Raw genomic sequence first — 23946 nt, forward strand, 5'->3', positions numbered from 1 at the left:
TAGATATGACCGCCATCGTCGCGCACGCAGCTCCGGCCCGCTGGTGGCACAGCCGTGCCGTTATCCGCTTCATGCGTCACCACCTGGCGCTCTTGGGAATCGCGATGATCACCCTGCTCGTGCTGGCGTGCGCCATCGGTCCCTATGCCTTGCCCTACGATTCGCTCCACATCGATCTGCGCGCCCGCTTTGCTCCGCCGCTGACAGGCAACCATTACTTAGGCACGGATCCCTTAGGGCGAGACCTCGCGGTGCGGCTGTTGATGGCCGGGCGCGTCTCGCTGGCGGTGGGGTTCTCCGCCATGTTGCTGTCGACGTTGATCGGCACGCTCATTGGCGTGACGGCCGGCTATCGCGGGGGTTGGGTCGGGGCGGCATTGATGCGGACGGTCGATGGCTTCCTGTCCTATCCCTCGATCTTTCTCGTGCTGGCGCTGGCCGCAACGCTGCGGCCGAGCCCGGCGATGATCACCGTGATCATTGCCGTCACGAGCTGGATGGAGACTGCGCGAATCGTCGAGGCCGAGGTCCGTTCCCTGCGCGAGCGCGAGTTCGTCCAGGCCGCGCGCATGGTCGGGCTTCGCAGGGCGCACATCATGTTCCGCGAGATCCTGCCCAATGCCATGGGTCCCATCATCGTCGCCGCAAGTCTGGCCGTCGCGCGCGCGATCCTTCTGGAGGCCTATATCAGCTTTCTCGGCTACGGCATCCAGCCGCCGCTGCCCAGCTGGGGCAACATGCTCAATGGCGCCCAGCAATATCTGGCGAGCGCTCCCTGGCTTGCCATCATTCCCGGTGCCGCCATTACGATGGCGGTGACGAGCTTCAACTTCATCGGCGATGGCTTGCGAGATGCCCTCGACGTTCGAAACGACCACATCTGAACGATTTCAACTGAGTCGCGGCAGAAACCAGCGACCATACGAGAAGCAAAGCCATGCACGCGCCGAGAGTTGCCGAGAAGGCCACGCCCTATTGGTGGGAAGCCGCGCCGCTTAAGCCGCCGCCTCAGCAGCCAATAGCCAGGAAGCTCGACGTGTTGATCGTGGGCGCGGGCTATGCAGGGCTCTCGGCCGGTCTGGTGCTGGCGCGCGAGGGCCGCTCGGTTGCGGCCTATGACGCCATGGACCCTGGTGAAGGAGCTTCGACGCGCAACGGCGGTATCACCAGCGGATCCATTCGGCCCGATTACGCGACGCTCACGCGCCGGTTCGGAGAGGAGAGGGCGCTGGCGATCGAGGCGGAAGGCAAGGCCGCGCGCGAGTTCCTGTACGATTTCATCAGGACGGAAGGCCTCGCCTGCGACTTCCAGCCGGTGGGGCAGTTCAAAGGCGCCTTCGGCTACGAGCAATACGAGGCCATGGCGCGCACCGCGGAGAGGCTGGCAAAGAAGCTTGGGATCGAAGCCTACGCAGTTCCCTATGCCGAGCAGCGCCAGTATATCGGCACCGATGTCTATCGCGGCGGTACGGTTCGGATCGACATCGGCGGACTGCACCCGGCGAAGTTTCACGCCGAACTGCTGCGGGTCGCGCTCGCTTCCGGATTGAGAGTCCACGCGCGGACGCCCGTGATCTCGATCGACAGAGATGGCTCCGGTTTCCGCGTCGTCACCGCGGCCGGTCCGGTGCAGGCGCGTCAGGTGCTGGTGTGTACCAACGGTTACACCGATGGCGCCGTGCCCTTCCTGCGCCGTCGGCTGGTCCCGGTTCGCAGCCGGATCATTGCGACGGAGGAGCTTGCGCCCGAAGTCATGGCGCGGCTGATGCCGAAACGCATGATGATCACGGAGAACCGGGAGGTCGGCTTCTATTATCGGCCCTCGCCTGATGGCAAACGCATCTTGCTGGGCGGCCGCGACAGCTCTCGTGTCGGCGACCCCGTCGCCCCGAAGCTGCTTCTGCGCAAGGGCCTGGTGAATCTGTTCCCTGAGCTGGAGCCCGTTCGCCTCTCACACAGCTGGTTCGGCCATGTGGCCATGAACCGCGACATGATTCCGCGCATTTTCGAGAAGGAAGGTATCGTCTATGCCAGCGGCTTCTGCGGGTCGGGCGTGGTCTGGGCGCCATGGGTCGGTATGCATGCGGCCCACAAGCTCATGGGACACGAGGAGAGGGCGCGCACCGCGTTCGACTTCAGGCCTCCGGCCTTCATCCCGTTCTATCGAGGCAATCCGTGGTTCATGCCTGCCTTCATTCAAGGCTACCGGATGCGTGACCGGATCGCGATGTGGCGCGCCAGCCGTTGACGGCCGGCAGCACAGCTTACAACCCAGGTCTGAGTTCCGGAGGCACTTCCGCCTCTCTAAAGAAGATTGACGATGCAGTACGTGTCCACGCGCGGCCATTCAGGCCGCAAGCAATTCTGCGAGGCATTGCTTGAAGGCCTCGCCCCGGATGGCGGGCTGTACGTCCCGGAAACCTATCCTCGTGTGGACCACGCCACGCTGGATGCGTGGCGTACGCTGTCCTACGCCAACCTGGCTTTCGAGATCCTGTCGCTCTATGTCGGCGATATTCCCTCCGCCGACCTGAATGCCATCTGTGCAAAGACCTACACGCCGGAGATATTCGGAAAGCCTGACATCGCGCCGCTGCGAAAGCTGGAGAGGGGACTTTACCTCCAGGAACTGTCGAATGGTCCCACGTTGGCGTTCAAGGACATGGCCATGCAGTTGCTCGGCAATCTGCTCGAGTACGAGCTGGCGCGCCGGCAGGAGAACTTGAACATTCTTGGTGCGACCAGTGGCGATACCGGAAGCGCGGCAGAATACGCCATGCGCGGCAAGAAAGGGGTGCGGGTGTTCATGCTCTCGCCCCGCGGACGAATGAGCGCCTTTCAACAAGCTCAGATGTTCAGCCTCCAGGACCACAACATCCACAACATCGCGATAGAAGGCGTCTTCGACGATTGCCAGGACATCGTCAAGCGGGTGGCGAGCGATCTGGAGTTCAAGCAGAAATACAAGATCGGTGCGGTGAACTCGATCAACTGGGCGAGGCTCCTTGCGCAGGTCGTCTATTACTTCTCCGGTTATCTGCAGGCGTCCGAACGGGGGACGACAAGTGTAAGCTTTGCAGTGCCTTCGGGGAATTTCGGCAACATCTGCGCGGGGCATGTTGCGCGCATGATGGGGCTTCCAATATCCCGGTTGGTCCTTGCGACCAACGAGAACGACGTGCTCGACGAGTTTTTCCGTACCGGGGTGTATCGCGTCCGAAGTCGCGCAGACACGCTCGAAACCTCAAGCCCGTCCATGGACATCTCCAAGGCTTCAAATCTCGAACGCTTTGTATTCGACTTGTTAGATCGGGACGCAGAGCGAACGAAATCGCTGTTTGCTGATCAGCTCGGGGAGCGAGGCTCGTTCGATCTGAGTGGAGAATCCAGATTTGCAGAGGCTACAGCCCGTTTCGGCTTCCGTAGCGGAAGGAGCACACATGCCGATCGGCTCGCGACCATCCGTGACACGTGGAAGCGTCGGAACACCGTGATCGATCCACATACGGCAGATGGCGTGAAGGTCGGGCGCATGCACGCGAGTCCCGAGATGCCGATGATTGTGCTCGAAACTGCTCTGCCGATCAAATTCGCCGCGACGATCAAGGAAGCTCTGGGCCGTGAGCCCGATCGCCCGCAAAGCTACGATGGCATTGAGAAGTTGCCGAGGCGGGTCAAAGTCCTTCCCGCGAATGCCCAGGCTGTCAAGAACTACATCACCGAGATTGTGCGTGATAAAGCCTGCTGAACGGCAGATATCGGAACGAAGGTCGCGTCAACCCATGGCCGTATTCACGGAGCTGTCATTCGACCAAGTCACAGCGTTCTTTCGAGCGCGGGGTCTCGGCGCGCCTCGCTCCGTTCGCGGGATCACCAGCGGAATTGAGAATACCAACTACTTCGTCGATACGGATCGGGAAGGGTACGTGCTCACCATTTTTGAGCGCCTCCCCTTCGAGCAGTTGCCGTTTTACCTCCACTTCATGAAGCATCTTGCGGTGCGGGGCATGCCCGTCCCCAATCCGGTCGCCAACCGTGACGGCGAAATCCTTCACTCACTGAAGGGGCGGCCTGCCGCCGTCGTTACCAGGCTTCCCGGTGCAAGCGAGATGGAGCCTACGGTCGCGCATTGTGGTGCCGTCGGAAAATTCCTCGCGCAGGTGCACCTGGCTGGGGCCGATTACCCGCGACAACAGATAAATCCGCGCGGCCTCCAGTGGTGGAACGAGGTTGTGCCGGTGGTCAGCCGCTATGCATCTGCTGGACAGCGCTCGCTGCTCGCGAGTGAATTGGCGTTTCAGAACCAGGTCGCTTTGTCCTCGACCTACCGGCAACTGCCCAGGGGACCGGTGCACGCTGATCTCTTTCGCGACAACGCCTTGTTTGAGCGGGGGCAACTGTCCGGCGTTCTTGATTTCTATTTCGCCGGGTGCGACGCGCTTCTGTTCGACATTGCAGTGTGCGTCAATGATTGGTGCATCGATGGTCCCGCCGGCCGTTACGACGAGGAGCGAGTCATCGCCTTCCTCGACGCATATGAGAGCGTCCGGAGGTTGACTCCTTCGGAGCGCTTGCTGCTTCCCGCGATGCAGCGCGCTGCGGCATTTCGGTTTTTACTGTCGCGCCTGTGGGACGTATATCTGCCCCGCAAAGCTACGCTCCTAAAGCCACACGATCCGGGTCACTTCGAGCGCATGTTGCGCGTGCTGCGTGGAGAGATCCCCATGATGATCGCCGAAATGGCGCCCTAGCGGAGATTGGAGGGAATTATGACGCCGACTCTCGAAGGCCGCGCCGCGGCGCCCGACGCGTCGGCGCGCGACACGTCGTGATAACCGACGTCAATCCGCACCGTCTGGCGCTTGCAGTGGTGCTCCCGCCGCATGTGAGGCGTCAGCTCTGACGGCCCGCTTTCGAGCGCCGTCCTGGCGCGCCCGCCGCTGACGGCAGATTGGCCGCGTCGAGCCGCGAACAATGAAATTCTATGCCGAACTTTGCTCCAGTCCAATTGTGTAATGCTGTCTGGTGAAACGTACAGTGCGGACGATGCGAGGATCAGGTGGACCTCGCCGTCAATCAGGTACTGGCGACAAGTACCGCGAGCAAGAGAAACGTCGACCAATGATGAAGCCCGCAGCTTACCAGGCCGGAGATCGCGACGATCGAGCCGCGGTGCTGGTTCCATTCGCCAGATCACACCTGGAAGGCGCCCTGAAGCTCTCGCAGGAGATGTCCTGGCCCTATCGGCTCGAAGATTGGGATGTCGCGCTGCAGCTGGGCAAAGGCTTTGTTCTGGAACACGGTGGGACGGTGATCGGGACCGCGGCATGGTGGCCGTATGGCGAAACCCATGCTTCCGCTGGTATGATCATCGTCGCGAAGACCGCTCAGGGCCGTGGCTATGGGGCCCGGCTCATGGATGCGTTGCTGACGTCCGCGCGTCCACGAAGCATTGCGCTGAATTCGACCGCCGAAGGCCAAGCGCTTTACCAGCGGCGCGGTTTCGTCCCCATCGGGGTCATCCACCAGCATCAGGGAATTCCCAGAGGACGCCATGAGTCGCCGCCGGGGCTCGTCAGGCCAATGGCTGCCTCGGATTTCGAGGTGATCATGCGACTCGATCGCGACGCTACGGGCTTGGAGAGACGACAGATGCTCGAAAAGCTACTCCAAAGCGGTGATAGCTATCTCCTGCAGCGTGACGGCATGGCCCGCGGCTACGCCATCTCCCGGCTTTTTGGCCGCGGGCATGTCATCGGTCCCGTCGTCGCCGAAACCGAGACCGATGCACAGGCGCTGATCGAGGCTGCGCTCGCGCGGCTCGGCAGTGGTTTTGTCCGCATCGACACCTCTGCCACATCGCAGCTCGGGAGTTGGCTTGAAGGCATCGGCCTGGAGCAGGTCGGCGATGCCACCACAATGATCTTGGGCACGCCGGCACCATCAGGCGGGCCGGCGCGCGTGTTTGCGATTCCCAATCAGTCGTTCGGCTAGGAGACATCGACGTGCGACGCGAGGAGATGAGCGGAACGGATCACCAGAACTCCGAGACGGCCGCAACGCTCGGCACGCTGGCAACGCCGGCTCTCCTGCTCGACGTGCATCGGCTCGATCGCAATCTCGCCCGCCTGTCCTCGCGCATGGCGGAGCGGGGCGTCGTGCTGCGTCCCCACATGAAAACCGCGAAATCCATCGACGTGGCGCGACGGGCTTATCCGTCCGGATCGGGGCCGATCACTGTTTCTACCCTGGCGGAAGCCGAGTATTTCGCGCGGCACGGTTTTCGCGACATGACTTATGCGGTGGGTCTGGCGCCCCACACAGCTGAAAGAGCGATGCGTCTGCGCAAAGCAGGCGTTGACCTCAAGGTACTGCTCGATTCGCCGGAGCAGGCGAGGATGCTCGGCGCCGCCGGTCGTGACGCTGGTGTGACACCCACTGCGTTCATCGAGATTGACTGCGATGGTCACCGCGGCGGGCTGACCGCGGACGATCCAAAGCTCATTGCAGTCGCGGTCGCGCTGGGCGAGGCCGGCATCAAGCTTGCCGGCGTTCTCACCCATGCAGGCGAATCCTACAGCCTCTTCACGCCCGAGGCTCTCGTCGCGGCCGCGGAGAATGAGAGAGCGGTAGCGGTTGCCGCGGCGGAGGCCTTGCGGGCGGCCGGGCACCAATGCCCCATCGTGAGCGTCGGCTCGACCCCGACAGCGCATTTCGCCGAAGACCTGACCGGCGTCACGGAAATGCGGGCGGGCGTCTACATGTTCTTCGACTTGGTCATGCACGGTGTTGGTGTCTGCACGACGGACGACATCGCGATCTCGGTGCTCGCCACCGTGATCGGCACGAAGCCCGAGAAGGGCTGGATTTTGGTCGATGCCGGATGGATGGCGCTGTCGCGCGACCGCGGCACCGCGGCGCAGCGGGTCGACCACGGATATGGTCTGGTCTGCGACGTGGCCGGCAAGGTCTATCCGGACCTGATCGTTTCGCAAGCAAGCCAGGAGCACGGGATCCTCGCCATCAGGCCCGGGTCGGCGCACGCTTTGCCCAATCTTCCGATCGGCGCGAAGGTCAGGATTCTCCCCAATCACGCCTGTGCTACGGCGTCGCAACACGAGTTGTACAACGTCGTCTCCGCCGGCGGCGACGCGACTCACGCCCGATGGCCCCGGATGCGCGGCTGGTAGCACTGGCCGGGCCATTCCCAGCCCCTGGTTCCCGCCGCCGATCGGCGCCTATTCCCGGATCAAGGATCGCTTCCAATGACCTCGCCCATTCGACATTTGACGGAAGCCGGCTTTCTCGGAAAATTCTACATCGACGGAGACTGGCGGAAGCCGATCGGATCAGTCACGGCAGCCGCAATTGTCGTCAACCCGGCGACGGAACAGCCGATCGCCGACGTCGCGCTCGGCGACGACGATGATGTGGACTGCGCGATCGCAGCCGCCAGAGGAGCCTTCGCCGCCTTGTCCATGACACCGCCTGCTCAGAGAGCGGCGCTGCTCGACCGGATGCACGCCTTGCTCCTTGAGCGGCTGGAGCTGTTCGCGCAGGCGCTTACGTGTGAGATGGGAGCTGCGATCACCTATGCGCGCCGCGCTCAGGTGCCGTTGGCCGCCGAGCATATCCGCGTCGCCCGCGACAATCTCGCGAATTATCCGTTCATCGCCGCGCGCGGCAGCACCGCGATCATGCGCGAGCCAATCGGCGTCTGCGGCCTCATCACGCCATGGAACTGGCCACTTTATCAGATTACTGCGAAGGTGGCCCCGGCGATTGCGGCCGGTTGCACGGTGGTGTTGAAACCGAGCGAATTATCGCCGCTGAGCGCTTTGCTATTCGCGGAACTGATGGACGATGCCGGTTGCCCACCCGGCGTCTTCAACCTCGTCAATGGGACAGGTCCGATCGTGGGCGCCGCTCTCGCGTCGCATCCGTTGGTCGACATGATCTCGATCACCGGCTCGACGCGCGCCGGCGTTCTCGTCGCGCAAGCGGCAGCGCCCACCGTCAAGCGCGTTGCCCAGGAGCTCGGCGGCAAGTCGCCAAATATCATCTTGCCGGACGCCGATCTCAGCCGTGCTGTTCCGCTTGGCGTCGCCGCCGCCTTCCGCAATCTCGGCCAATCCTGCAGTGCGCCGACGCGCATGCTCGTGCCCCGTTCACGGATCGAGGAGGTCGAGACCTTGGCCGCGGCGGCCGCTTCTGAACTGGTGGTCGGCGATCCCCTTGCGGAAAGCACGACCCATGGTCCGATCGCCAACCGGCCGCAGTTCGAGCGCATCCAGACCATGATCGGCGTCGGACTGGAAGAAGGCGTCAAGCTCGTCATCGGCGGGCGAGGGCGGCCCGACGATCTCCGGACTGGCTTCTATGCGCGGCCGACCATCTTCTCGAACGTCCGTCCCGACATGAGGATCGCGCAGGAGGAGATCTTCGGCCCGGTGCTGTCTATCATTCCCTACGACACCGTGGACGAAGCGATCGCGATCGCCAATGACACCGTCTACGGCCTCGGCGCCCACGTGCAGGGCACTGATATGGAGACGGCGCGAACCGTCGCCGGGCAGATCCAGTCGGGTCAAGTCCATCTCAATTATCCTGACTGGGACCCCAACGCACCTTTCGGCGGCTACAAGCGCTCCGGCAACGGTCGCGAATACGGCATCGAGGGCATGGAGGAGTATCTCGAGACCAAGGCCGTTCTCGGATTTTATCACTCTCGCGCTTGAGCATCTCGTATCGCTCAAACGGCCAGAAAACCGAACATCTTGCGAAGTCCTGGATGATTTCAGCACATTCTACCGAGCGCACGATGCGATGAAGGGCTGATCGGAAACGTTGCTTCCGCATTCTTGGCAGCCGAGGTTCGTTGGACCATGTCGCCCCACGTCGATCGCATTCACAGCGATGAGCGTCTCCCGGCCGAGGCCGACGTCGTCATCGTCGGCGGCGGCATCCTCGGCTCTACGGCCGCCTATTACCTGGCGAAGCGTGGCCTCTCCGTGGCGCTCCTCGAGAAGGGGCACGTCGCCTGTGAACAATCGAGCCGAAACTGGGGTTGGTGCCGCCAGCAGAACCGCGACCGGCGCGAACTGCCGCTATCGGTGCTCTCCATGCGGCTGTGGGACGAGCTCACGCGCGATATCAATCGGGACCTTGGATTTCGTCGCTGTGGTCTCGTCTATGCGACCCATGACGAGGCTGTGCTCGCGGGCTGGGAAAAGTGGCGCGAGGTCGCCAGGGAGTACGGCGTCGATACCCGCGTGCTGAGCCGGGCCGAGGTGGCCGAGCGCGTCCCCGAAGCGCGCGACAAATGGGTCGGCGGGACCTATTCGGCGCGAGACGGCAAGGCCGAACCTGCGCTCGCCGCGCCGGCTATCGCTGAGGGGGCTAGAGTTCTGGGCGCCACGATCCACCAGGGATGCGCCGCGCGGGCGCTCGACTTGGCCAATGGCAGGATTGCGGGCGTGCACACGGAGAAGGGCTACATCAGAACCAGTGCTGTGCTGTGCGCCGCCGGCGCCTGGTCCTCGCGCTTCCTTCGGCCGCTCGGGATCAGTTTCCCCCAAGCGAGCATCCGGCAGACCGCGCTGCGTTCCACGCCGACAATCAACATAGGCGAGGCGGTCTCCACACCCTATTGCACGATTACGCGCCGACTGGACGGCAGCTACACGCTTGCGATCAGCGGCAAGGCGAACCTCGAAATCACGCCCCAGGCCATCCGGTATAGCCGGGAATTCATGCCGCAGTTCTTGCGTCGCCTGAAGAACGTCAGGCTCGGCATCGGCCAATCGTTCGTTTCGGGGCCGGATTCATTGCCGGCGCTGCTGACCAACGACGACCGGATCTTCGAACAGAATCGCGTGCTGGACCCTCCGCCCTTGAAATGGCTGGAGAGCCAAGTGGTGGAGAGTGTCCGGAAAACCTTCCCCCAACTCGGCGAAATAGAGATCGATAGCGCCTGGGGCGGCTTCGTCGATTGCACGCCGGACGCAGTGCCCGTGGTATCGCAGGTGGACGGGGTGGATGGCCTCGTCCTCGCGGCGGGCTGCTCGGGTCACGGCTTCGGTCTGGGCCCGGGGCTCGGCTATCTGGCCGCAGAGCTTGTCGTAAACGACACGCCTTGCGTCGATCCGACGCCGTTCCGGCTGTCGCGTCTGGTCGATGGTTCCAAGCTGGACATCGCCGCCATCTGAAGATCGAGCCGGACGTCAGGCCCGACGTACCGTGGCGAGCAAAGGACTCGGAGCTGTGCTCGAAGATCCTTATCCGCGTGCGGGACCTGATCGCGATTTAGCAGTCCCTAAGGGGCGTTTCCTCCCCAACTTGAGCCACTCCTTCGGAGTGGCTCTTTCTTTATGGACAAGACGATTTGGCTGATCGAGGTGCATCGGCCGAAGACCCACCGTTTGGAAAGGATCGCCAACTCGCCGGCCGATGGTTCAACGGGCAGACTTCTCTCCCAATGGGCAGACGATCGCGCCAGCGTTCATGATGTCCGCCGGATCAAAGGCGGTCTTGATCCGGCGCATCGCCGCGATGCGCCCGAGATCGCCGTACCGCTCCAGAAGATGCTTCTTGAATCGGCCGACGCCATGCTCCGCGCTGAACGTGCCGCCGAGCGCTGCGGCTGTATCGTAGAGTTGCAGAGACAGGCTGCTTTCGATCCGCTTGGTGAACTCGATGCGGTCGACGCCGGCGGGAACGAGCACGTTGTAGTGCAGATTGCCGTCGCCGACATGGCCGTACACGGAAAGCTCAAGGTCGGCGTCATATGCTCGCACCTGTGAGCCGGCCAGATCTAGGAAGCGCTGAATGGAGGAAAGCGGTACCGAGATATCGTGCTTGACCGACCCGTTCCGGCGCTTCTCGCCCTCGGGGATGGTCTCGCGGAGCCGCCACATCGCGGTCCGCTGCGATCCGCTCTGCGCCAGCAGTGCGTCCTCGATCCATCCGGACTCGATCGCCTCGGCCAGTACTGCTTCCATCAGTTCGTCGAGATCGAGATGACGTGAGGAAGAGGCTAACTCGACGAGGACGGCGCCAGCTGGGCCCGCTCCAAGGGAGCGCGGGTCGGTCATTGCGTCGGTCGCAAGCGCGATGGATCGGGCCGCCATGAATTCGAAAGTGGTCAGCAGGTCCGCGGATTCGCGACGGACCAGAGCGAGAAGCTCGGCGAGCGGCGCGCCGCTCGCGAGCTTCAGCCAGGCAGTCGCGCGGCGGGTTGGCAGGGGCGCGAGACGCAACACTGCGCCCGTAACGATGCCCAGAGTCCCCTCGCTTCCGACGAAGCACTGTTTGACATCGTAGCCGGTATTGTTCTTCCGCAGCTTGCGCATGTCGGAGACCACCGTGCCGTCCGACAGCACCGCCTCAATTCCGAGCAGCAGATCACGCGTCATTCCGTACCTGACGACCGATAGCCCGCCGGCATTCGTCCCGATGTTACCGCCGATCCGGCAACTGCCTTCCGCGCCGAGGCTGAGCGGCAACAGAAGTCCGGTGGCCGCCGCGGCGTCCTGTACGTTCTTCAGGATGGCGCCGGCGTCCACAGAGATGCTCATGGAGACGGGATCGACTTCGCGAATCCTGTCCATCCGCTCGAGGCTCACGATAATCTGGCGTCCGGAAGCGTCCGGTGTCGCACCGCCGCAGTAGCTGGTATTGCCGCCCTGCGGAACGATTCCGATACCATGATGCGCCGCCAGCCGCACGATGTCGGCGACTTGCTTCGTCGTCGCCGGCTTCAGCACGGCAAACGTCGAGCCCGTGGAGAGCTGGCGTTGATCCGTCGTGTAGGTAGCCATCCGCTCCGGGTCGTCAACGACGCCTCCGTCGCCGACAAGGTCGCGAAAGGCCCGAACGTGTACTGACTGGGACATGCTCAGCTCCCAATTGGCATCGGGCCATCTTTGCGCGTTTGTGCCGCATTGGCTGCCGTTGGAGGGTCATTCAGAAGAAACCAATGCTGAATTACTACGATTGTCGGCAGCTTGCGCCGCCGTCGAACACTTTCTCGCGAGGCGTCTGGGACTTGAGAGAAGTAGTCGATGACTTCACGGGTCATCTATCCCTGATGCTTGAAGTGGGGCGTCGCTACCGTAGCCAAGATCGTAGGTTGCTCTGTGCTGAATTGAGAAACGGTACATATTTCAATGGAGGTTGACTGACACTCTCTCCGTGCCGTGGCTCATGGGAAGAGGTGATGGACGAAACCTCCTTGAATTGGCTCCAATTGGACATCGATTGCTGGAGCTAGCTCAAACTTGCCCATGATGGATTGGACCGAGAGTTCAAGTTGTTCAACTGGTTAGAGGGCGACGTGTGCACGACGTGTGCACCGGGATATCAAGAAAAATCTCGCTACGACTAACTTGAGCGAGCTTGTGGCGCATGTGCATGATTCCGAATTTGCGAGGGCAGAAGGCGGGCGAGTGCTTATGCGCGGCCTCGGCTGTTCGAAGCGGAATAGTCGAAAATCGTGGGTTTGACTCCCACTCTCTCCGCAGTCGCCCGATTTTGTACGCCAAACTACGATCCCCCGCGCTTGGCTCGTCAATCGTGCCGAATGTAGCCCAATGCCGGTCATTGGTACACGTCGACTGCGCGCGATCAGAGTATCGCGGAGGGCGTCGCCAGAATTCGAACCTGAACCGCGCGCCGAAGAGCATGTCAGAGGACCCAGCCACAAGCGCCATGATCTGTGCAGTCGAATAGGACTCGGCAGTGGCGGAACGATACCACCCCACTTCGTGGTCGCCGTGCAGTTCACGGATCACCCGGGGTCGACAAGACATGCAATCGAGCGGTTCATATAGAAGAGGTTGGATGCAACGCGAAATCGAATGCCGCTCACGTCATCGACTGGGGATCAACGTCTCGATCCGATAAAGACTGTTCTTCGCTGTCATGTAGAGAAACGTTCGGCCGTCACGAGTGGCAAGCGCGACGTTAGACACCGCGGGTTCGTCAGGCACGGGAATGTATGCGATCTCCTCGCCGCTCGGTGCGTAGACACGCACGCCGCGACGACTCGCCGCCGACACCGCAGCGTAGACATTTCCCCGCGCATCAACGGTAATGCCGTCAGGGCCGATCTCACTGCCGTAGTCAGCAAGAACGCGTTGATTGCTCGCCGTCCCGTCCGCGGCCAAGTCATATGCCAATAGTCTCATGGCGCCGTTCCGCTGCGGGACCTTGTCGATGCGAAAGTCGGACACCAAAGAATCGAGCTCGGCAACGTACAGGGTCTTTTGATTGGGCGAAATCACAATGCCATTCGGCCTGGCAACATCGGCAAGGATGAGATGGACGGAGCCATCCGTGTCGAGGCGGTAGACTCCCTGAATCGGTTGCTCGATCGGTTCATGACCAAAATAGCGGGGATCCGTAAAGTAGATACGACCCTGATCGTCGATGTCGAGGTCGTTCGGTGCATTGAAAGGGCGTCCTTTATAGAGCCCTGCGATTATCGTTGTTCGACCGGTCTTGCTGTCCGTGCGAACGATAGAACGGCCCCCAAAATCGGCGCCTTGCGCGACGATCATTCGTCCTTCGCGATCGAATTTGATCCCAGCGGCCATGCCGCTTGGTGAACGGAAGATAGAGGTCTTGTTGGTGGCAGGATCGAAGACCCAAATACTCCCCGCATCCATCCGAGTTGCGAACGTCATGGTGATGTCGCAGAAATAAATCCTACCATCGGGGCCAACCGCGGGGCCTTCAGTCCAGAAGCCCCCATCGAATAGTTTTTCCAGCTTGGCGCCTGACGCCACAATCGGCCCCGGGACCTGTAACGGCGCCGCCATTTGGCCGGCAGTCGTTGTGATTCCTATCATAGTTGTCACGGCCGCCACGGCCATCAAACGCCAAGCGCTCCGTGACGTTTCCAAACTCATTGGCGATGTCATCCGTTTCTCCATGACTGGAAGGGCGAGAGTGGGTCGGCCGACTTTGACTGTAAGACCCAGTCTTCAGCGTTGCGTGCTCATTCAGGAAGGATCACCCGGGGGGCGACAAGACATGCTATCTCGCGGCTCAAATCGAAGAGGTTCGATGCATCATCACGAATTCCCCTCGTGTAGCCCGACGCATTGAAGGCCGCTTTTGCTGCCTCTGACGAATCGAACCAGAATTCGGAGGCACCATCGAATTCCTCATCGACAGGCACGACTCCGCCTGCCAGATACCGCGTTGCGCCTGAAATCGTGTGATCCTGCCGATAGCCGCGGAGTCCCTGCACGAAGTCTCTCTGAGCCAGCACGATATCCCTGTGCACGGTGCGCCAGCGGTTGCTGAAGTCCTGCTGCGACAGACCTGCACGCCGGCGGTGGAAGACGAATACCTTCACGGCGCCAGCACCCGGAAGGATCACGTGCTCGAGCGTCTTGAGAACGACAACGCGGCTACGATCTAGGAAAGCCTCCTCATCCGGGATCACGCGCTCCCGGAATACCGGCATCTCGGGAAAGGACGGGCCACCCTCGGTGCCTGGACGAACGTAGACCTGCGCCACCCCGTCATAGGGGAACGGCAATTGGCCCAGGAGACCCGAACCAATCAGATGATTCTGCACGTAACCGCTGCGCAACCGAGGCCATTCCGGGATCGACTTAAGAACCGCTGCGTGGACCTCGAACCAATGTTTGCCGAATTGCTCCTGGTTGATCATCGAATTACGTTTCAGCAGATACAATGGCTTCTGCCGCAGCTCGGATGATGTCATTGTGTTCCCCTGGTGAAGCGGATGTCGGACTGAGTTGATGCGCAACCGGCGTCAGTGCGAGATGTCGGTCTGGCGTGTTTCTGGCGACAGCACGACGCAAAGCATCGAGATGAGACAGAACACTGCCAGGAAGGCACCAACTCCGACAACGCTGGTTCCCCCCGTAGAGGCGAAAATCCACGTCACGATCAGTGGGGTGAGGCCAGCGCCCAGGGTCGAGCCAAGCTGATAGCCGATGGAGGCGCCGGTGTAGCGCGTCTTGGTGCTGAACTTCTCACTCAGAAAGGCGCCCATGGGTCCATAGAGCAGGCCTGCTGCAAACGAACCCAAAAGCCAGAAGGCGAGGACAGTCAGGATCGGATCACCCGTCGAGACCAGGAGGAAGTTGGGCCCAATCAGCAGAATCGAAAGCAAGAAGCCCGTGATTAACACTGGCCTGCGTCCATACTTGTCGCTGAGATGAGCGCAGACCGGGAACCACACAAGGTTGACACCGTTTGCGAACGCGAGCGCGAACAGCGCGATGCTCGAGTCCAACCCCAGATTCCGGATATAGGTCTGTGTGAAGGTTGCCCCAACGATGAAGACGGCAAGGGGTCCTGCTGCCGTGACGACAGCGAGAATAACGGCCTTCCACTCAAAGCGCAGTAGATGGGCGAGAGGAAATCGGCTCATTTCACCTTCGCGCTTCAAAGCCTCGAGGAAAAGCGGTGACTCGCTGATCCGGTTTCTGATGTAGACGCCAATGATCAGCAACAGAGCGCTGAAGAGGAAGGGCACGCGCCATCCCCATTGCAGGAACTGGTCCTCGGGTAGCAGTTTGACGAGCCCGAATGCGAGCGCCGAGAGCAAGGTTCCGGTCGGCGCACCGATGTGGATGAGCGACGCAAAAAGCCCCCGCCTTTTCTGATCACCGTGTTCGATGGCCATCATCAATGCTCCACCGTACTCGCCGCCCACCGCGAGGCCTTGGATGATGCGCATGAGCAGCAATAGCGCAGGAGCCGCCCAGCCAATGGTCTGGGGCGTAGGCAGAAGACCCACCAATGTCGAAGCGATGCCCATCATCCACATTGTGATGACGAGCATGCTCTTACGCCCGAGTCGGTCGCCGAAGTGGCCAAAGATGATGCCGCCCAAGGGCCGAGCCAAATACCCAGCGGCAAACGTCGCGTAGGCAGCAACCGTGCTCATCAGCGGCGAGAGGTTGCCAAAGAAGACCGGCCCGAACACGAGCGCAGAAGCAGTGCTGTACAAGAGGAAGTCGTAGAACTCAATTGCACATCCGAGGTAGCCGGAGATGATGACGCGCCTCACTTCGCGTCGGTCCGAATTTGCATGGCGTGTGTCGTCCGAGACTGCCGCCACGGCAGCCGTCCCGGCGATCGAGTAGGTATTCGCTTCCTGAAGCATCATGGACGTTTCCCTCATCGTTGTTCTGCTTTTGCTTGGACGGCAGGTCGATATTCACTGCCAGTGTCCGCACGTAAGTACCCTGCTTGGACAGAGCCCGCTGTGATGTAGGAATGGACGCGGCAGCAGCTTCCGGCGCCAGTTGGCGAATAGGGCCGGAAATCGTTGGAAATCAACAGTGCTCGTTGGCCTTCGGGCGCTCAAGCTTTCACCTGATGTCCAGTCAATACAAATCGACCAGGCCATTGATCTTCGATCTCGGAAACGCGCCGCATGATGCGCCAGCGGCCATCGGCATCTCGCCTCAGCGTATCCAGATATCGCCCCATCCCCCAGACGAACGACGGTTCGCCGTCACGCGGATCGAAGCGGAACATGTAGCTCACGACATCTGCAGTGTCGCCGTGCAATTCGATCAGGCTATTGAGAACGAGGTGCTTATGAAAAATTTCAGGAGCATGCGAATGGCGGCTCGCGAAATCTTTGGTGCCAGCAACGCCTTCCCATCGATTGACCGAGCCATCCGGTCGCCTCGTCTCCCGCACCGCGTCGGCCGTGAAGCAGTCCGTCAACCGGTCGAAGTCACCGTAGTCGAGGGCGTGACCATACTGCTTCAGCGTGTCGAGTATCGCGTTTCGATCCTCCAATGCCTGGACACGCGTCTTGAGCGTCGCAAGATCGTCTTGAGACATTTCCTCACTCCAACTTTCTTGTTGCGACACGGACCCGTTGCAATAGCTCTTGGTCCGTCAGGCGGGAGCACAACAGCCCACCGCAGGAGACGCAACGATGGAATTGTCCGTTTTGGACTTTTCAGCGAGGCACGATGGATAAGAGACCTCGCGTCTGTCCGAATCGTCGAACGTATCGCGCGAAGCGCCGGGCCTTTCGGACGCCCTTCGACCGGTCAGTTCTGGAGCGACTTTCTGGTTGGTGAGATGTTAGGGGCGAGGCGACGACGAAGCCGCGCCCTCCCGAGGTCATCTATACGACCGCGATGCGATATCTCGTGTGATGGTTCGCGAATGAAAGTCATCGAGCCAAGTCCGCCAACATCCCGCCGGATCGGACACGGCGGTCATGACCGCTTGACGTTGGTCAGGTGCCGCTCCCGCTTCAGAACTGCCATGATGCGGTGCTGCGCATCGCTCAGAGCCGCCGCGTCTGGTTTACGACCGGTCAGCGCGTCATGCACTTCCTCACCAATGATCGTTTCGACGGCGATGTAACCCGGCACGGCTGGACGTTGCCAAGCCTGAAGCTGCCCGCGCCGAGCCATCTGATCAATGGCGCGCACGATCGGGGAGCCCGCGGTCGTGTCGGGATTGGCGGCCATGCTGAAGCGCGGCAGGACAGGGAAGCCATTGTTGATCTGGCTCTGGATAGATTCGCGTGAGGTCATCCTGCCGATCGCGGCCGCGGCGGCCTCGACGCGGTCGGACGGCAGATTGGCCGGGATCGCCAGCAGGAAGCCGCCGAGCGGCGTGATATTGCCGCCGCGCGGCCCCGCCGGCTGCGGCAGGTAGCGCACGCGGCGCTTGACCCGCGAGCGCATGTCCGCCTCGAAGCGCACCGCGCGCATGGACCAAGCATAGGCCATCGCCGCGCGACCGGTCAGGAACAGCTCGACGGAGGGATCCCAACTGAGATCCAAAACGTCCGGCGGCGAAATGGTGCAGAGCCGGTGCATATAGTCGAGCGCCGCGCGCGCGGCGTCGCTGTCCAGGGACGGCATCAGTTCGGCTGCACTCCAGTCGATCGCCCGGTGTGTGGCGGGACCACGTGGCCCCTCCAGCACGGCGCCGCCACAGCAGCCGACCAGTGACATGAAGCTGGACGCGATCGGCATGCCGCGCACACCGTTCCAGGTTATGCCGAAACGGCCTTCAGCGGGCGCGTGCAGCTTCCGCCCCGCCGCGATCACCTCGTCGAAACTCCGGGGGAAGTTGAGCGATTTCTCGGCGAACAGATCGGTGCGTGCGGCAAACAGCTCGATCGAAGAGACAATCGGCACACCGTACTGACGGCTGTCCCACCGCCCGGTCGCCCAGACCGATGGGTCGAAGTCCAGCGAATCGATGCCGACATTCAGCAGATGTGCATCGAGGCATTGCACTCGTCCGCTCTCGGCGAAGGAGCCGAGCCAGGGCGCGTTTAGGGTGATGACGTCGTATTCGGAGACTGGACGCTGTGCATTGGCCACGGCGCGCTCATACATGTCGTCCAGCTTCAGCAGATCGAAGTCGCGGCGAGATGCCAGGTTGTTGCGCCAATCGGCCCAGAGGTCGCGCATCGCAGCGAAGAAGGCATCGTCCTGCAGCAGGAAGCGCAGAGTCCGGCCGCTGTCGATCGTGCGCTGCATGATGCTCGGGGGCGGCGCGAGAAAGGTGTCGATGCGGTTGACGCCGAAGCTGAAATCCTCGTCGTTCTCGGCGCTCGACCGCACGCCGACGGTTTGCGCCAGCACGGATTTGATGTGCCGAGCATAGCCAGTGAAGGCGGCCATCATCGGCTCGCCTGGATGCAGTGTGAGGCTCTTGCCCGTGCGCGTGCGTGGCAGCCGAATGATCCAGCCGCTCGCGATCAGCTCATTGATCCGGCGCAGCGCCGTCGCGTGAGGCACGCCCGAGACCTGGGCCAGTGCGGAGACGGTCAGGATTTCGCCGCGCAGCTGCGCGGTCACCAGGCTGGTGGCGATGGCCCAGGTCGGATCCTGCTGGGTAACAGGAAATAGCTCGCCGAACGGCTCGCGGAGCCGGTCGAGGAAACCGATGACTCTCAGCAGCTCTCCTTCGTTCATGCCGCAGAATATCCATGCTGAATTTATTTTTATCCAGTATGGACTAATTCTTATTTGCCGCAAGCCGGTGCGACGTGGACTGTGGTCTTTCCGGGAAGAGGGAGGACAGTTCATGGCGGAATGGGCGGGAGCGCTGACGGCTCGCGGGTATCCGGCATGATCGCGGACTATGTCATTGTCGGCGGCGGCAGTGCCGGCGCGGTGCTGGCATCGCGCTTATCCGAGAACTCGGCGAACCGCGTGGTCCTGCTTGAGGCAGGGGCCGATACGCCGCCGGATGCCACGCCCGCTGATATCGACGACACCTTCCCGAGTTCGAGCCTCAACCCAGAATATTTCTGGCCGGAGTTGCAGGCGCGTCGACGGGAGGGCGGACGGCTCCATCCCTATCCCCAGGCACGAATCATGGGTGGCGGATCCAGCATCATGGGTATGTGGGCCTTACGCGGCATGCCGTCGGACTATCGACGCTGGTCCGAGGCCGTGCAGAAACGCGTGCAATCATCAGGACTATGGGCAGCATCCGGGCGTGAACCGCTTGCCAACTGAATCGCTTCTGTGCGCATAATCGGGCGTGCCAAGAGGTGGCCGCCCGTCTGACTACAAGCCTGCGTTTGCTGACCAAGGCAGCGTTGCTGTGCAGCTTGGCCGCCACGGATAAGGATCTCGCGGAGTTCTTCGACAAGAGCGAGGTCACCGTCAATGCCTGGAACGAAGCACCCCGAGTTTCTTAAGGATGTCCGCTGACCGCGAGGTAGCGGAGAGCCAACCTGACCTCGCTTGGGACGGGGCGCTTCTACAACCGGCGGGCCAAAGGCACTTTTGAGCGCGAAATGCACCAAAACTCGTTGTCCTCCACCGTAACCCGTTCAAATCACAGTAAATGCGACCGCCCTCCGAGCGCACCATAACTCTCAAGTCGCGTGACGATGAGTTTCACCGGAGAGCTCGCCGCAATGGTGATGCCGTTCTCAGGGCCGGCACTCCGGACAAGTGTCGCCGATCGATTCCAGCACTTCCCGAATCTCGGCCTCGGCTTGACCAGCAGACAGTCCGGCCGGCGGATTTTGTCTCGCGATTTCCAGCGCTCTGTCGCGGGCGTGAGGATCGGCACGATCTTTCATCCAACCATGCTCCTCGCATTCACGGACGGCACCTGCGTCTTGCAGTACGGCGATCGCCCAACCACGCAAGGTTCGGATTCCCGGCCGTCTTTCTCTCGTCTTCAGCATGAAGATCGCTCCTGCCGGGACGAATCCTCTCGCCCGTTGCTCGTTCCGCGCGGTTAGCACGGGGCAGGGATTCCATTTTGCGGAGTCTGAGCTTGTCCACGTGTTCCGCAGGCCTGTGCAGAACCTATGCTGTGGTCGCTGGATCTTCCTTCTCGCCAGTGGCGACGATCTTTAGCATGCCATCGGGAAGAGCCCGTTGCAGCGCTTTGGCCTCATCCCAGGGCGCCCGCAGCCAGGTGTCGTATTCTTCGGCGGTCCTCAGAATCACCGGCATTGCCTTTAGGTGGACGCGTTTCACCTCCGCGTTAGGCTCGCAGGTCAGGAAACCGAATACATCGGCGGTCACTGGGCCTTCCTTAACCGTCCGCACGGATGTCCAATTTGTCCAGATGCCCGCGAAAGCGGAGAGGGGCCGAGACTCGTCAAGCGCGAACCACACCGGCACCTTCTTCCCGTCCAGGGTGTCGTACTCGGAAAACGAAGTCAGCGGAACCAGGCAGCGATTGTCCGGCCCGAGCCATCGCTTCCAATGTTTGCTGCTGGTATTGCGGATGTTGGTCGTGCCGCCGTCCGGCTCCATCCGCAGCAATTCCTTGAAGTCGACCGTCTTGCCCTTAGCCTGGAGCTTCTCGGCTCGCTTTTTCGCTGCTTTCATTAGCGCTTCCGAGGAAGACGGCATACCCCAGCGCGCCATTGCGACTTCACGCCCGCCGCGCACGTTGCGGACGATCGGGGCCGGGTAGTCCGGGAAAATGCCTGGCATGCTTGGCAAGTTGCCGACGCTGCTGTTGAGCGCGTCAAACAAGCGGCGGATCGCGTCCACGTTCTTCGTCATCGAGTAGAGGTTGCACACGTTCAGGTCCCCGGAGGCGCCTGGCGAGGACGGGCTGTCAGTTGCAGGAGGGTGGCAGCGGGCCGTCGGCCGGCCTTAGCACACTTGCTGCAACGAAGCCGGCTCGCGAGGTCCTGGACCAACGTTGTTGGGGGATGACTCAGCGCAGCCAAGTCGACGTCCCGCTTCGTCTTGCAGCGCGAGCACTCAATCTCGAGCCAGTAGTATCCGCCGTTCACGGCTTGGTCGATCGTGGGGGACGGATCGATCGGTCCTCCATCGGCCCACATCTTTTCGTTCCACGACTCGCAAAGCAGCTTGTCCGCCTGACGGATGAGTGCCTCGCCTTTGGCGCGGGTTTCAGCCGACTGCGACGCGAGGATCGCGGTCATCGCGCGGGCCTTGCTGAGTTCCTTTCCGAGTGCCTTTCGGTAGCTCCCGGATAGGGGCGTTGGATGGTGCTTCGGGGCCATTCGCCGTGCCTAGTCGAACGTTGGCCAACAACCATCCTCTTCGTATCGCCCCGTACGATGTGTACAGGTATTGTCCAACAATCGCTTACCGACCTCCTTCCAGACCGCGTCTGCGCCGTACAGCCGGGTGGCGTCTACCTTCTGGATCTCGACCAGCCTGCTGCATCGGCGGCATCCCACCCGCAACACATGGTGAGGAATTTGGTTTAGCCGCAGCGCTCGGGCGGAGGGAGCCGGCCCCGTTTCGGCGCGAGCGTCCTCCAGAACAGCCCGCCAGTATTCCGGCGGCAAATCGGCGTCAGGAGCTAATCCTGAGGTCCGCACCTGATGCGGGCGAGCCGTAGCGGCCATCTTTTCGATCTGTTTCGGGTTAGGCATGCGCCAGCTCGCGGGTCGGTCGGACATACCCTGATTAGAACATAACAGGAACGAAAGAGTCGATACCCCCTCCCGTAGAAATCATACGGTGGGCTTCCTGGGTGTCGGAACCCGGTGCCCCCATTCGTCTTGAGTCAAGTACCCAAAGACCGGAGTTCTGCGTACATGGCACCGCGCGCCAATTGGAAAGGCTTTCTGCGATTGTCTCTGGTGACCTGCCCGGTCGCTCTCTATCCCGCCACCTCGGAGAGCGAGAAGATTTCCTTCAATCAGCTCAACCGGCAGACCGGCCATCGCATCAAGTACCTGAAGGTCGATGCGGACACCGGCGACGAGGTGCCGAACGAGGACATCGTCAAGGGCTACCAGCTCGAGAAAGATCAGTTCATCGAGGTCACGAAAGAGGAGCTGGAGGAGATCGCGCTGGAATCCACACGCACCATTGAGATCGACGAGTTCGTCGACAGGTCCGATATCGACCCGCGTTACCTGATCCGCCCCTACTACATTCGGCCTGACGGCAAGGTCGGGCATGACGCCTTCGCGGTCATCCGTGAGACCATTCGCGAGATGAACAAGGTGGCCATCGGCCGGGTGGTGCTGACCAACCGCGAGCACATCGTCGCGCTCGAGCCTATGGACAAAGGTCTGGTCGGCACGCTGCTGCGCTATCCGTACGAGGTCCGTAGCGAGGCCGAGTATTTCGACGAGATCCAGGACGTGAAGGTCACCAAGGACATGCTCGATCTCGCCAAGCACATCGTGAACCAGAAGGCCGGGCGGTTCGAGCCTGAGAAATTCGAGGATCACTACGAGACCGCGCTGATCGATCTCATCAACCAGAAGCGCGCCGGCAAGCCGATTACGCCGAAGTCCAGGCCGGCGGCGACGAACGTCGTCGATCTCATGGAAGCGCTCCGTCGATCCGTTGGCAAGGACGCCGCGCCGGCGAAGGGGCCCAAGCCGGCCAAGAAACCGAAGAAGGCCTCCGCCGGGCAGACGGAAATGCTAATGCCAATCGAAGGCAAGAAGCCGAAGGAGGCAGCGGCCAAGAAGCCGGCGGCTCGGCCGCAGCGAAAGTCGGCCTAATGGCCCATCGTATTCATCAGCGGCCGCACCGGCGGACTGGGCCGTTTACCCATAAACCCGGCGGCGTGGTGCGACTAAAGCAATGTCAGAATGGCTCAACTTCAGGCAGTAGCCACAAAGATCACCGACACGCTCCCCACAGTCAGTCTTTGCGAAGGCCGTTATGTCCCAGTATTCGCTCGATGTATTGCGTCAGCGCTATGTCGTCGAGAAAAGACCGCTCGAGGCCAACGTGGAGCAGATCTTGCGGGCCGACACCCGCACGGGAGCGCGTGCCATCCTGGCTGCAATAGATAAACGGCGTTATGAAAATAGGTCCGAAGGGCAGCGCCTCCGCAAGATGCTCCGCTTCGAGACCTCTCTTTGGGAAAGCGGCCATTATGCCGTGGCAGGCGTCGACGAGGCCGGCATGAGCCCTCTCGCCGGGCCCGTCTCCGCGGGCGCCGTGATTCTGAAACCCGGCACGCGAATTGTCGGAATCGACGACTCGAAAAAACTTGATGCTGCGGCTCGCGAAGAACTCGCGAAGGAGATCAAGGAAAAGGCAGTCGGTTGGTGTGTGGCGTTCGTCGAGGTCGAAGAGATCGACGCGATCAACATCTATTGGGCAGGCATCCAGGCTATGCAGCGTGCGGTCCGGGGACTAGGGTTGACGCCGCAACACTTGCTGATCGATGCGAAGCGGTTGAAGGAAATCGACATCCCTCAGCAGGCGATCATCAAAGGCGACGCCAAGTCCGCCAGCATCGCCGCCGCCTCCATTCTTGCGAAAGTGAAGCGCGACGCAGTTATGCGGACGCTCGACGTGCGTCACCCCGGCTATGGCTTCGCGGATCACAAGGGCTATCCGGTGCCGGCTCATTATGATGCGCTCGCCAGGCTTGGCGCGTGCGCAGCTCACCGGCGGTCGTTCGGACCGGTACGCAAGGCACTCGGGTTGCCGCCCCTGCCGCCATGGCCTTCGGCATCCGAGCGCGACGCCAGCTGAACCG

21 protein-coding genes are annotated in these 23946 nt (G+C 61.7%); 12 read left to right on the forward strand and 9 right to left on the reverse strand.

The window, feature by feature from the left end; genetic code table 11:
• Window positions 1-5 precede the first annotated feature (5 nt).
• The 8 genes from GGD62_RS13535 to GGD62_RS13570 all read left to right on the forward strand — a co-directional run bounded on the left by GGD62_RS13535 (window position 6) and on the right by GGD62_RS13570 (window position 10208).
• Complete coding sequence (locus GGD62_RS13535; RefSeq protein ID WP_018321788.1) at window positions 6-884, forward strand: ABC transporter permease; 879 nt, start codon at window positions 6-8, stop codon at window positions 882-884.
• 53 nt (window positions 885-937) lie between these two features.
• Window positions 938-2248, forward strand: a complete 1311-nt coding sequence (locus GGD62_RS13540) for an FAD-binding oxidoreductase (RefSeq protein WP_183233422.1) — start codon at window positions 938-940, stop codon at window positions 2246-2248.
• Window positions 2249-2320: 72 nt separating this feature from the next.
• Entirely contained in the window at window positions 2321-3748 is a 1428-nt protein-coding gene (gene thrC / locus GGD62_RS13545) for a threonine synthase (RefSeq protein WP_183234877.1), read from the forward strand.
• A 34-nt stretch (window positions 3749-3782) separates the two neighbouring features.
• Window positions 3783-4751 (forward strand): homoserine kinase, encoded by a 969-nt coding sequence (locus GGD62_RS13550; protein ID WP_183233420.1) that lies wholly within the window; start codon window positions 3783-3785, stop codon window positions 4749-4751.
• A 370-nt stretch (window positions 4752-5121) separates the two neighbouring features.
• Window positions 5122-5994 carry a GNAT family N-acetyltransferase gene (locus GGD62_RS13555; RefSeq protein WP_183233419.1) on the forward strand — a complete coding sequence of 291 codons (873 nt, stop codon included), beginning with the start codon at window positions 5122-5124 and terminating at the stop codon, window positions 5992-5994.
• Between the two features lie 26 nt (window positions 5995-6020).
• Window positions 6021-7190 carry an alanine racemase gene (locus tag GGD62_RS13560; RefSeq protein ID WP_183233467.1) on the forward strand — a complete coding sequence of 390 codons (1170 nt, stop codon included), beginning with the start codon at window positions 6021-6023 and terminating at the stop codon, window positions 7188-7190.
• A 75-nt stretch (window positions 7191-7265) separates the two neighbouring features.
• The gene (locus GGD62_RS13565; protein ID WP_183234875.1) at window positions 7266-8738 is read left to right on the forward strand and encodes an aldehyde dehydrogenase family protein; all 1473 of its coding nucleotides are present in this window, start codon (window positions 7266-7268) and stop codon (window positions 8736-8738) included.
• 147 nt (window positions 8739-8885) lie between these two features.
• The gene (locus tag GGD62_RS13570; RefSeq protein WP_183233417.1) at window positions 8886-10208 is read left to right on the forward strand and encodes an FAD-binding oxidoreductase; all 1323 of its coding nucleotides are present in this window, start codon (window positions 8886-8888) and stop codon (window positions 10206-10208) included.
• 246 nt (window positions 10209-10454) lie between these two features.
• Here the strand turns inward: GGD62_RS13570 and GGD62_RS13575 are convergent, their stop codons facing one another.
• The 6 genes from GGD62_RS13575 to GGD62_RS13600 form a co-directional block, all read right to left on the reverse strand.
• Window positions 10455-11894, reverse strand: a complete 1440-nt coding sequence (locus GGD62_RS13575; RefSeq protein WP_244550582.1) for an FAD-binding oxidoreductase — start codon at window positions 11892-11894, stop codon at window positions 10455-10457.
• Between the two features lie 975 nt (window positions 11895-12869).
• Window positions 12870-13922, reverse strand: a complete 1053-nt coding sequence (locus tag GGD62_RS13580; RefSeq protein ID WP_183233416.1) for an SMP-30/gluconolactonase/LRE family protein — start codon at window positions 13920-13922, stop codon at window positions 12870-12872.
• 77 nt (window positions 13923-13999) lie between these two features.
• Window positions 14000-14737, reverse strand: a complete 738-nt coding sequence (locus GGD62_RS13585) for an EthD domain-containing protein (protein WP_183233415.1) — start codon at window positions 14735-14737, stop codon at window positions 14000-14002.
• Between the two features lie 51 nt (window positions 14738-14788).
• Window positions 14789-16153 (reverse strand): MFS transporter, encoded by a 1365-nt coding sequence (locus GGD62_RS13590; protein WP_183233414.1) that lies wholly within the window; start codon window positions 16151-16153, stop codon window positions 14789-14791.
• 197 nt (window positions 16154-16350) lie between these two features.
• Entirely contained in the window at window positions 16351-16842 is a 492-nt protein-coding gene (locus GGD62_RS13595; RefSeq protein ID WP_183233413.1) for a nuclear transport factor 2 family protein, read from the reverse strand.
• Window positions 16843-17228: 386 nt separating this feature from the next.
• Window positions 17229-18950, reverse strand: coding sequence for an extracellular solute-binding protein (locus tag GGD62_RS13600; protein WP_183708812.1), 1722 nt, complete (start codon window positions 18948-18950; stop codon window positions 17229-17231).
• A 156-nt stretch (window positions 18951-19106) separates the two neighbouring features.
• Between GGD62_RS13600 and GGD62_RS13605 the strand changes: the two genes are divergently transcribed.
• Complete coding sequence (locus tag GGD62_RS13605; RefSeq protein WP_183708813.1) at window positions 19107-19499, forward strand: GMC family oxidoreductase N-terminal domain-containing protein; 393 nt, start codon at window positions 19107-19109, stop codon at window positions 19497-19499.
• 35 nt (window positions 19500-19534) lie between these two features.
• Window positions 19535-19684 carry a hypothetical protein gene (locus GGD62_RS13610; protein ID WP_183708814.1) on the forward strand — a complete coding sequence of 50 codons (150 nt, stop codon included), beginning with the start codon at window positions 19535-19537 and terminating at the stop codon, window positions 19682-19684.
• 237 nt (window positions 19685-19921) lie between these two features.
• Here the strand turns inward: GGD62_RS13610 and GGD62_RS13615 are convergent, their stop codons facing one another.
• The 3 genes from GGD62_RS13615 to GGD62_RS13625 form a co-directional block, all read right to left on the reverse strand.
• On the reverse strand, window positions 19922-20182 hold the full coding sequence (locus GGD62_RS13615; protein WP_183234827.1) for a hypothetical protein: 261 nt from the start codon (window positions 20180-20182) through the stop codon (window positions 19922-19924).
• Between the two features lie 124 nt (window positions 20183-20306).
• Window positions 20307-21035 carry an SOS response-associated peptidase gene (locus GGD62_RS13620; RefSeq protein WP_183234826.1) on the reverse strand — a complete coding sequence of 243 codons (729 nt, stop codon included), beginning with the start codon at window positions 21033-21035 and terminating at the stop codon, window positions 20307-20309.
• Window positions 21036-21037: 2 nt separating this feature from the next.
• Window positions 21038-21487, reverse strand: a complete 450-nt coding sequence (locus GGD62_RS13625) for a hypothetical protein (protein WP_183234825.1) — start codon at window positions 21485-21487, stop codon at window positions 21038-21040.
• 543 nt (window positions 21488-22030) lie between these two features.
• On the opposite strand from GGD62_RS13625, the gene GGD62_RS13630 reads away from it, so the two are divergent.
• On the forward strand, window positions 22031-22954 hold the full coding sequence (locus tag GGD62_RS13630) for a Ku protein (RefSeq protein ID WP_183708815.1): 924 nt from the start codon (window positions 22031-22033) through the stop codon (window positions 22952-22954).
• 163 nt (window positions 22955-23117) lie between these two features.
• Window positions 23118-23942 (forward strand): ribonuclease HII, encoded by an 825-nt coding sequence (locus tag GGD62_RS13635; protein WP_183234823.1) that lies wholly within the window; start codon window positions 23118-23120, stop codon window positions 23940-23942.
• Window positions 23943-23946 lie beyond the last annotated feature (4 nt).

Source organism: Bradyrhizobium sp. ERR14 (assembly GCF_014198235.1).
Lineage (GTDB): Bacteria > Pseudomonadota > Alphaproteobacteria > Rhizobiales > Xanthobacteraceae > Bradyrhizobium.